Source organism: Marinobacter sp. bablab_jr003, from assembly GCF_016464245.1.
Classification (GTDB): domain Bacteria; phylum Pseudomonadota; class Gammaproteobacteria; order Pseudomonadales; family Oleiphilaceae; genus Marinobacter; species Marinobacter vinifirmus.
Map to the genome: position 1 here is coordinate 1 of NZ_JADARC010000064.1, position 7,269 is coordinate 7,269.

Below are 7,269 nucleotides of genomic sequence, written 5' to 3' on the forward strand. Positions count from 1 at the left end.
CAGGCAAAGTTGACGGGCACTGAGACTTCGGAGTAAGAAGAGAAACCCCGCGTCGCTACGCTCCGATGGGTGGCAGCCTTGCTCCGGTCCGGGTGGCAGGCTTCACGTGGAATGGGTGGCAACCTTCAGCGGTTTACGCAATGGAACGGTCAGAAAAGCGGTATTCAGAAGTTGGTCATTGATAACTTCGTCGGCGATGAAGCGGGCCGCTTGGTGACTGCCGTGGAGGAATCCCGCGATCGCCTTGCCAATCTCCGAATACTCACCTTGGCGGCCCTGGTCGCGGTTTTCCTCTTTCTGGCTCTGGCTATAGCTTTTGTTCGCAGGCAGTCCAAGGTAGATCCCGTCACCGGTTTACCGAACAGCCAATATCTACACTCCATTCGCGCAGTGGCTTCTGATAAGGCCATCGTTACCTGTGAAATTCGAGGTTTTCAGCTAGTTCTGAGTGATTTTGGAACCGAAGGCGGCGATGACCTACTCCGGGTGTTTGCCCGAAAACTCAAGAAACAGCTGCGAGCGGGCGATGAGCTGATTCAGGCCTCCCAGAGCGGATTTGTGATGATTGTGGCCGTGAGTCCGTCCGAGGATATCGAAACGGTTACTGAGCGATTGGTTGATGCGACGACCTTTGATTGGCACACCCGAGACTCGGTGCTGCACGTGTCCGCAGTAATGGGGGTAGACCCACAGTGCCAGGACAATTGCCCTGGCTGGAGCAGTCGCTACCAGCGGGCGCACCGGGCACTGACCCAGGCTCGGCTGGAAGGACGGGATTACTATATCAACTGCGAAGATCTTCGCCGCCGGATCGAAGAGGACAGGCTTATCCACACCGGCCTGATTCGGTTTTTCAACAACGAACCAGGAACGCTCCATCTCAGCCTGGTGTACCAGCCCATCGTGAGTTCGGAAAACATCAACCTGGTTACCGGTGCCGAGGTGCTTCTGCGCTGCCGGGATGAGCGTGTCGGCTTTGTGCCGCCGAATCGTGTGGTAGATCTCTGTGAGCGTTACGGACTGGGTGTTGAGCTGGGTCGGTGGCTATTCAGGCAGATTGCCCGTGAAACACAAACCCTCTATCGGAACCTCGGTTTTGATGGCAATCTCTCCATCAATCTCAACCCGTCCATGTTGGCCGATCACCTGGTGCAGGACGTTCAGAGTCTGCTGATTGATGCCGGTATTCCGGCCACTGCCCTGTGCATGGAGATTACCGAAGACAATGCCGCCCTTGAATTCCAGCGCATCAATCAGCTGATCGGTAGCCTGCACGATCTGGGCGTAACCTTTGCCCTCGATGATTTTGGTACCGGGCATTCGTCACTGGAATATATCCGGGAACTGAAGGTAGACCGGCTCAAGATCGACCGCTGCTTCGTGAACGGCATTGAGGAAAGCGAGGACAAAGCCCGTTTCCTCGGGTCGGTGATCGCAATGGCCGATCAGGCGTACATGAAGAGCGTCATTGAAGGGGTGGAGAACAAAGCCCAGTGGCAGTTGATCGAGAGCATTGGCGGCGTTCTCATACAGGGATATTATGCGCACAAACCGATGCCACTGAACGATTACCTGGCCCTGCTCCTCGATTCGGGTACCTGTTACCCGTCCGTACAAACCAGGTCTTTGGCGTCTGCCAGTTATTGAAGGGTGTTCTGCATGAAGTTAAAACAAGGTTGGCTTCCGTGGCTGGTAGCACTGCTGATCGCTATCCAGCCCGTTATCGCTCACAGTGCAGAGAAACCGCTGCTGTTCGGGATTGTTCCCCAGGAGTCTTCCAGCAAACTGGCGGATCAGTGGACACCTCTGATGAGGCATCTTTCGGAACAACTGGGGCGGCAAGTGCGTTTTACCACCGCGCCGGACATACCCACTTTCGAAGAGCGTGTCCTGGCAGGCGAGTATGATATTGCCTATATGAATCCCTACCACTACGTGGAGTTCAGCCAGTCGCCCGGTTATCGCGCCATTGCCCGCGAGGGTGAGAAGCGGATACGGGGCATTATCGTGGTTGGGGAGGACAGCCCGGTAACAACCCTGGAAGAGCTAGAAGGAACCACTCTGGCGTTTCCGGCGCCGGCAGCGTTTGCTGCCACCATACTGACCCGTGCTGAACTGGAACGGTTGGGTATCACCTACACGCCTCGCTTTGTGTCCTCCCACGAATCCGTTTACCTGAATGTCCAGAGAGGCTTTATGGCGGCGGGCGGAGGAATAGAGCGTACGTTTAACTCTGCGGTTGCAGAGGGCCTTACCGGTGTTCGGGTGCTTTGGCGATCCGAGGGTTATACGCCTCATGCTTTTGCGGTGCATTCGGGGCTGCCTGATGATCAGCGGTCACGTATTCAGGCGGCATTGACGGATTTGAGTAGCAGCGAGGAAGGGGCGGCATTGCTTGAGCGTGCCAACTTGAAGTCTCTGATACCGGCCGACGATAAAGATTGGAATGATGTCCGGGGCCTCGGCCTCGACTTTACCCAGACACAGGGTGACACGTGAAGCTGTCAATCCGGGCTCAGGCCGTGATTGGCATCGGCATGATCGAAGTCGTCATGCTTGTTGTACTGTTGTAATCAGTATTTCACTTCATCGACTCGTCAACGACCGATGAAGTGGAACGCCGTGCTCAGTCCATCGCCCGGATTTTCGCGGCGACCGCCGCGAATGATGTGTTATCCCTCGACCTTGGTTCATTGCAGTCATTTGTTGAGGCTGCGGCCAGAACCCCTGGAACCGCGTTTGCCCGGGTAACCGATTACAATGGTCATCTTCTGGCCGAGGCCGGTAACCCGGATGCTCTGCGTCAGTCTTTCCAGCGCTCAAGAGAAAACGTTGGCCTGTCTGATCTTTACATGGCGAAGGCCACGATCGTTAAGGCGGGTTTGAATTATGGCACCGTGGAGATCGGCCTGGATCTGAGGGAACAGCTGCAGGGTATTGAGCAGGTTAAGCGCAGAAGCCTGATTATTGCCGCTCTGGAAGTATTGGCCGCCGCTTTGTTCTCCATTGCTGCCGGTTATTATCTGGTCCGGCGACTGAAACACATCCGGCGTGTGCTGGGGCGGGTCAATAACGGTGAGTACAGCCAGCGGGTGAACGATTCTCAGCTGGATGAAGTCTCGGAAGTCGCTTCGGAAATTGACCGCCTTGCTGAGCGGGTTGCCTGGGAGAAGGGGAACAACGAACGGCGGATCGCCGAGCTTGAAGAGCTGAACGGGCTGCTCCAGAAAAGGCTTGCGGAGCGTAGGCACAACAGATGATTCGATGCGGGTCCAATGTGTGTTCCCATCAAACCCGAATATCTGCTTTGTGACCGTTCCACAGCCCACGTGAAACCCTAAACAAAAGCGGACATTCCCCGTTCTCTGGATTTAACTGGTACAAGCGTGCACTGATAATTTGAGTGTAAACTTTTCACAGAGCCGGCAGCGTAATGGCGGCTGCGGAACTACAGATAAAACCATGAAAAATCACTGTTATCAGGGCTTGGAATCAGATTTGGACGGGGGAGATGGCGTTGGGGTTTAATAAGAATGCAAACTAATAAGCCGTGATACGGTTGCCGCCAGGAGGTAGATCCAGTTGACTTATTACATTGTCAAAGTCGCAGTGACCGCTATTCTGGTTGTCCTCATATCGGAAGTGTCGAAGCGCAGCTCGTTCATAGGCGCTGTGCTTGCGTCGGTGCCGCTGACGTCAGTCTTGGCAATGCTTTGGCTTTATTTAGATACCAGGGATGCAGAAAAGGTTAGCGAACTTGCAAGTAGTGTGTTTTGGCTGGTTTTGCCATCACTTGCTTTGTTTATTGCGTTACCGGTTCTGTTGGCACAGGGGCTCAATTTCTACCTTAGCCTGACAGCGTTAATCGGCATTACAGCAATCTGCTACTGGGTAATGGTGGGTGTCCTTCGGTACTATGGCGTGGGGCTTTAAATATCGTAGAACAAGGGGCTGTTGTTGGACGCATCTACGCTGGCGCTGGCACGCTGCAAAGTCAGGTAACTGCCAAGAGGTCAATTTCATTGCCTGAATTGAAAACGGTTGGTCTTTTTATCGTCACCGCTTTGGCAGAGATCGTGGGTTGTTATTTGCCTTATCTTTGGCTTCGAGAGGGTAAAACCATCTGGCTCCTGGTGCCAGGTGCGTTGAGCCTCGCAGCATTTGCGTGGTTGCTTTCACTGCACCCCACCGCTGCTGGCAGGGTCTATGCCGCGTATGGTGGTGTGTATATTTTTATGGCAATTGTGTGGCTTTGGGCGGTCGATGGGGTTCGACCAACAGTTTGGGATTTAGTTGGTTCAGCTGTTGCGTTGGTGGGAATGGCGATCATCATGTTTGCGCCTCGCGCCACATAACCAACTGTTGTAGTTCGTTCCGGGCGTCCGGTCCTGCGCCCTGATGCCCATTTCGCTGCGGTACGTGGGCGCCACTATACCAGTGCTAATCGTCCTACCCGAATGACCGCTTTGCGACCTTGTGCAGCTGGGAGTCTTATAAATCAAATGTGCCAAATTGGCACACTAAGTTGATTGGGGTCATTATGTGTGCCAGCATGGCATACATAGATTGAGCCCATGAATCACTTTCTATCAAGGAAGAGGGTTTTCTCAGGTTTCAGTCGAGCTTATCCCGCCATCGGTGAAGAATATTATGAACACACAAGGTAAAGACACTCGCCTGGTGGCCCGTGTCGATGAAGAAACGCAGAGACTTATTGCTCATGCAGCAGAGTTAACGGGCCGCAGCTTGAGTCAGTTCCTGATCTACGCTGCAAAGAAAGAAGCACAAGAGGCCGAGCGTCAGGCGCTACAAATCCAGGTTTCCCGGCAGAGTGCTGACCGTATGCTGGAGCTGCTGGATAACCCTGAGCCGATTAATCCAAAGCTTCGGGAAGCCGCACTCAACCACAGGAAGTTGGCTGGTGACTTTAAGAACCGAAGAAATCAGTAAAAAACACAATCGGCGAAAATTTGACTGCGGTAAGCCTGCGCTCAACGAGTTCTTGAAGAAAATTGCCCGGCAAAGCAGCCAGAAGATGGCGACACGGACTTATGTACTGGTTGAAGATGAGGTCGACCCGACGGAGATCCTCGGCTATTACACTCTTCTTCCCAGCACCATTGTCTTCCCCCAGGGACACCCCCTACAAAAGCGGTTTCCGTCGGATCCGCCGGTTTACCGGCTGGCACGGCTTGCGGTTGATAACTCTCTGAAAGGGTATGGATTAGGAGCGTACCTGCTGATCGAGTGCCTGAGGCGGGTTGTTGATGCGTCGATTTCAGTTGGCGGTATCGGCTGTGCGGTAGATGCCAAAGACGACGACTCAAAAAGATTCTACGAAAGGTTTGGGTTTGTTGCTATTGATGGCGTCGAGGGTGACGCTTTAGCTCTTTGGCTGCCTTTTGAACAATGTCTGGAAGCAGTCGAACTCTCAGAGGCAAGTGGACGGTAGTCGGGTTCCGCCGAGTTACTACGGATCTTTCTAAAAACTAGCATAGGGAAATGATAATGGATCAACCACATGAGTCTCGGCCGGGAAACGATATCCAGGAGCGATACACCGCCTGCCTCCTCGGCGGAGCCATAGGCGATGCCCTCGGTGCCGCCGTGGAGTTCATGTCCCGCGCTGAAATCCTGAGCCGCTTTGGCCCTGCCGGCATAACCGACCCTACGGTGGCAAAGGCAAGATAACCGACGACACCCAAATGACCCTGTTCACCGCCGAAGGCCTGTTGCGGGGGCGAATGCGGGGAGTCAGTAAAGGCATTGCAGGTTTCGACCACACAGTTGCCAATGCCTATCTGCGCTGGTTGGCAACACAGGGCCACGAGTGTCGTGCGGTAACCGCAGAGAAAGACGGCTGGTTGTTTCAGCAGCCAGAGTTGCACAGCCAGCGAGCACCGGGCATGACGTGTTTGAGTGCGCTGCGGGATTACCCGGGCGTTCCAGAGACCGCCGGCAATGACAGTAAGGGGTGTGGCGGGGTAATGCGGGTGGCTCCGGTAGGGCTTTACTGGCGTACCTTCAACGGTAACTCCGGCCTGGAAAGGGTGTTTGAAGATGGGCGTATGTGCGCCGGCCTCACCCACGGCCATCCCAGCGGGTATCTGACCGGTGGCGCACTGGCCGTTTTGATCTTTGAGTTATTGAACGACAAAACTCTGCTGGATGCTCTGGGTGCCGCCAAGACATTACTGGTTGCAGAGCGTGGTCACGAAGAGACATTGGCGGCTCTGGATAAGGCGGTTGAGCTGAGCCAGTCCGGCAAGCCACACCATATCGCTATTCAGGAGTTCGGCGAAGGCTGGGTCGCAGAGGAAGCGCTGGCGATTTCTGTTTATTGCGCCCTGGTGGCTGAAAGTTTCGAGCAGGGCATTGTGCTGGCGGTGAATCACGATGGGGATTCAGATTCTACCGGAGCCATTACCGGAAACATTCTTGGCGCGATGCACGGCACCGGTGTGATTCCGCAGCGCTGGTTAGAGCCGTTGGAGCTTCGGGAGGTTATTGAGGCCGTTGCGTCGGATTTGTGGACGTGCCAGGAGTGGCATTCTTTTATGGATGACGATGGGCTTTGGGAGCGGTATCCGGGGTACTGAGGCGGTCACTTAGCCTTTGAGCTTTCGTGTGAATTCAAAGATGAAGCTGTCAAGTGGAGTCATCAGTCTCATCGCAGCACCAATATCGCCGCCGAAGCGCAAGCTCCTTATATCCGAGAACAGCTTAACTTAGATATCAGGATGACATTCAGGTTCAGTCTGTAGACGCCAGGCCTTTTAGAACCTGCGGCCAACAAGCCTTGCAGCGGCTGCGCAGTAGGTCACTGTGGCCAATTTCTTTCAGTCCAAAACTGGATGGTTCCAGAAACTGTTTTTCTATCCTGGCGTTGGGCAGAAGGCGCAGAAAATCTTCCACGTTTGCAGGCACGGCGATGTGGTCATCTGTTGCGGTTAGTGACAGCACGGGCGCTTTTATATCCGAATAGTGATGCCGCCGTATTTCCCTTCCAAAACTGTTTTCTACATAGCCGGGTGAGCTGCACCACTGTCGCCACTGCCTGGCGACGCCGGCGGGCAAGTCTTCGCCAAAACCGATGAGTTTGGTAGGCCAGTATCCTTTCACCGCAACGTGAAGTGGACCCCGAAATTTGGACAGGTGCCTAAGCTCTGATTCATCATCTCCACAAGGAGGAGAATCATGAGCAAGAAACGCAAGCAATACAGCCCATCGTTCAAGTCCAAAGTTGCCCTAGCCGCCCTCAAGGGTGAC

General features: G+C 54.3%; 8 protein-coding genes and 1 pseudogene. 8 read left to right on the plus strand and 1 reads right to left on the minus strand.

Annotated elements, in window-relative coordinates:
* Positions 1–111: 111 nt before the first annotated feature.
* From H3Z84_RS06855 to H3Z84_RS06895, 8 genes and pseudogenes are all read left to right on the plus strand, one after another.
* A complete protein-coding gene (locus tag H3Z84_RS06855) occupies positions 112–1,647 on the plus strand; it encodes a GGDEF domain-containing phosphodiesterase (protein ID WP_199456940.1) in 1,536 nt (511 codons plus the stop codon).
* Positions 1,648–1,659: 12 nt separating this feature from the next.
* Complete coding sequence (locus tag H3Z84_RS06860; RefSeq protein WP_199456941.1) at positions 1,660–2,499, plus strand: phosphate/phosphite/phosphonate ABC transporter substrate-binding protein; 840 nt, start codon at positions 1,660–1,662, stop codon at positions 2,497–2,499.
* A gap of 113 nt (positions 2,500–2,612) precedes the next feature.
* A complete protein-coding gene (locus tag H3Z84_RS06865) occupies positions 2,613–3,260 on the plus strand; it encodes a HAMP domain-containing protein (RefSeq protein WP_228285686.1) in 648 nt (215 codons plus the stop codon).
* 322 nt (positions 3,261–3,582) lie between these two features.
* Entirely contained in the window at positions 3,583–3,933 is a 351-nt protein-coding gene (locus tag H3Z84_RS06870) for a DUF3147 family protein (protein ID WP_199456942.1), read from the plus strand.
* Between the two features lie 89 nt (positions 3,934–4,022).
* On the plus strand, positions 4,023–4,355 hold the full coding sequence (locus H3Z84_RS06875) for a YnfA family protein (protein ID WP_199456943.1): 333 nt from the start codon (positions 4,023–4,025) through the stop codon (positions 4,353–4,355).
* A gap of 295 nt (positions 4,356–4,650) precedes the next feature.
* Positions 4,651–4,950, plus strand: coding sequence for a DUF1778 domain-containing protein (locus tag H3Z84_RS06880; protein ID WP_022988972.1), 300 nt, complete (start codon positions 4,651–4,653; stop codon positions 4,948–4,950).
* Entirely contained in the window at positions 4,922–5,452 is a 531-nt protein-coding gene (locus H3Z84_RS06885) for a GNAT family N-acetyltransferase (RefSeq protein WP_022988973.1), read from the plus strand. Before H3Z84_RS06880 ends, H3Z84_RS06885 begins: the two co-directional genes overlap by 29 nt.
* 164 nt (positions 5,453–5,616) lie before the next feature.
* Positions 5,617–6,599: pseudogene (locus tag H3Z84_RS06895) on the plus strand (ADP-ribosylglycohydrolase family protein).
* A gap of 154 nt (positions 6,600–6,753) precedes the next feature.
* Here the strand turns inward: H3Z84_RS06895 and H3Z84_RS06900 are convergent.
* Positions 6,754–7,218: a hypothetical protein gene (locus H3Z84_RS06900; RefSeq protein ID WP_228285687.1), complete on the minus strand. Its 465-nt coding sequence runs from the start codon at positions 7,216–7,218 to the stop codon at positions 6,754–6,756.
* Positions 7,219–7,269: the final 51 nt, after the last annotated feature.

Bases quoted from the DNA above. Each gene is read 5' to 3' on its own strand.
- H3Z84_RS06860 (WP_199456941.1), top strand. From the start codon at position 1,660: ATGAAGTTAAAACAAGGTTGGCTTCCGTGGCTGGTAGCACTGCTGATC.
- H3Z84_RS06855 (WP_199456940.1), top strand. From the start codon at position 112: ATGGGTGGCAACCTTCAGCGGTTTACGCAATGGAACGGTCAGAAAAGC.
- H3Z84_RS06880 (WP_022988972.1), top strand. From the start codon at position 4,651: ATGAACACACAAGGTAAAGACACTCGCCTGGTGGCCCGTGTCGATGAA.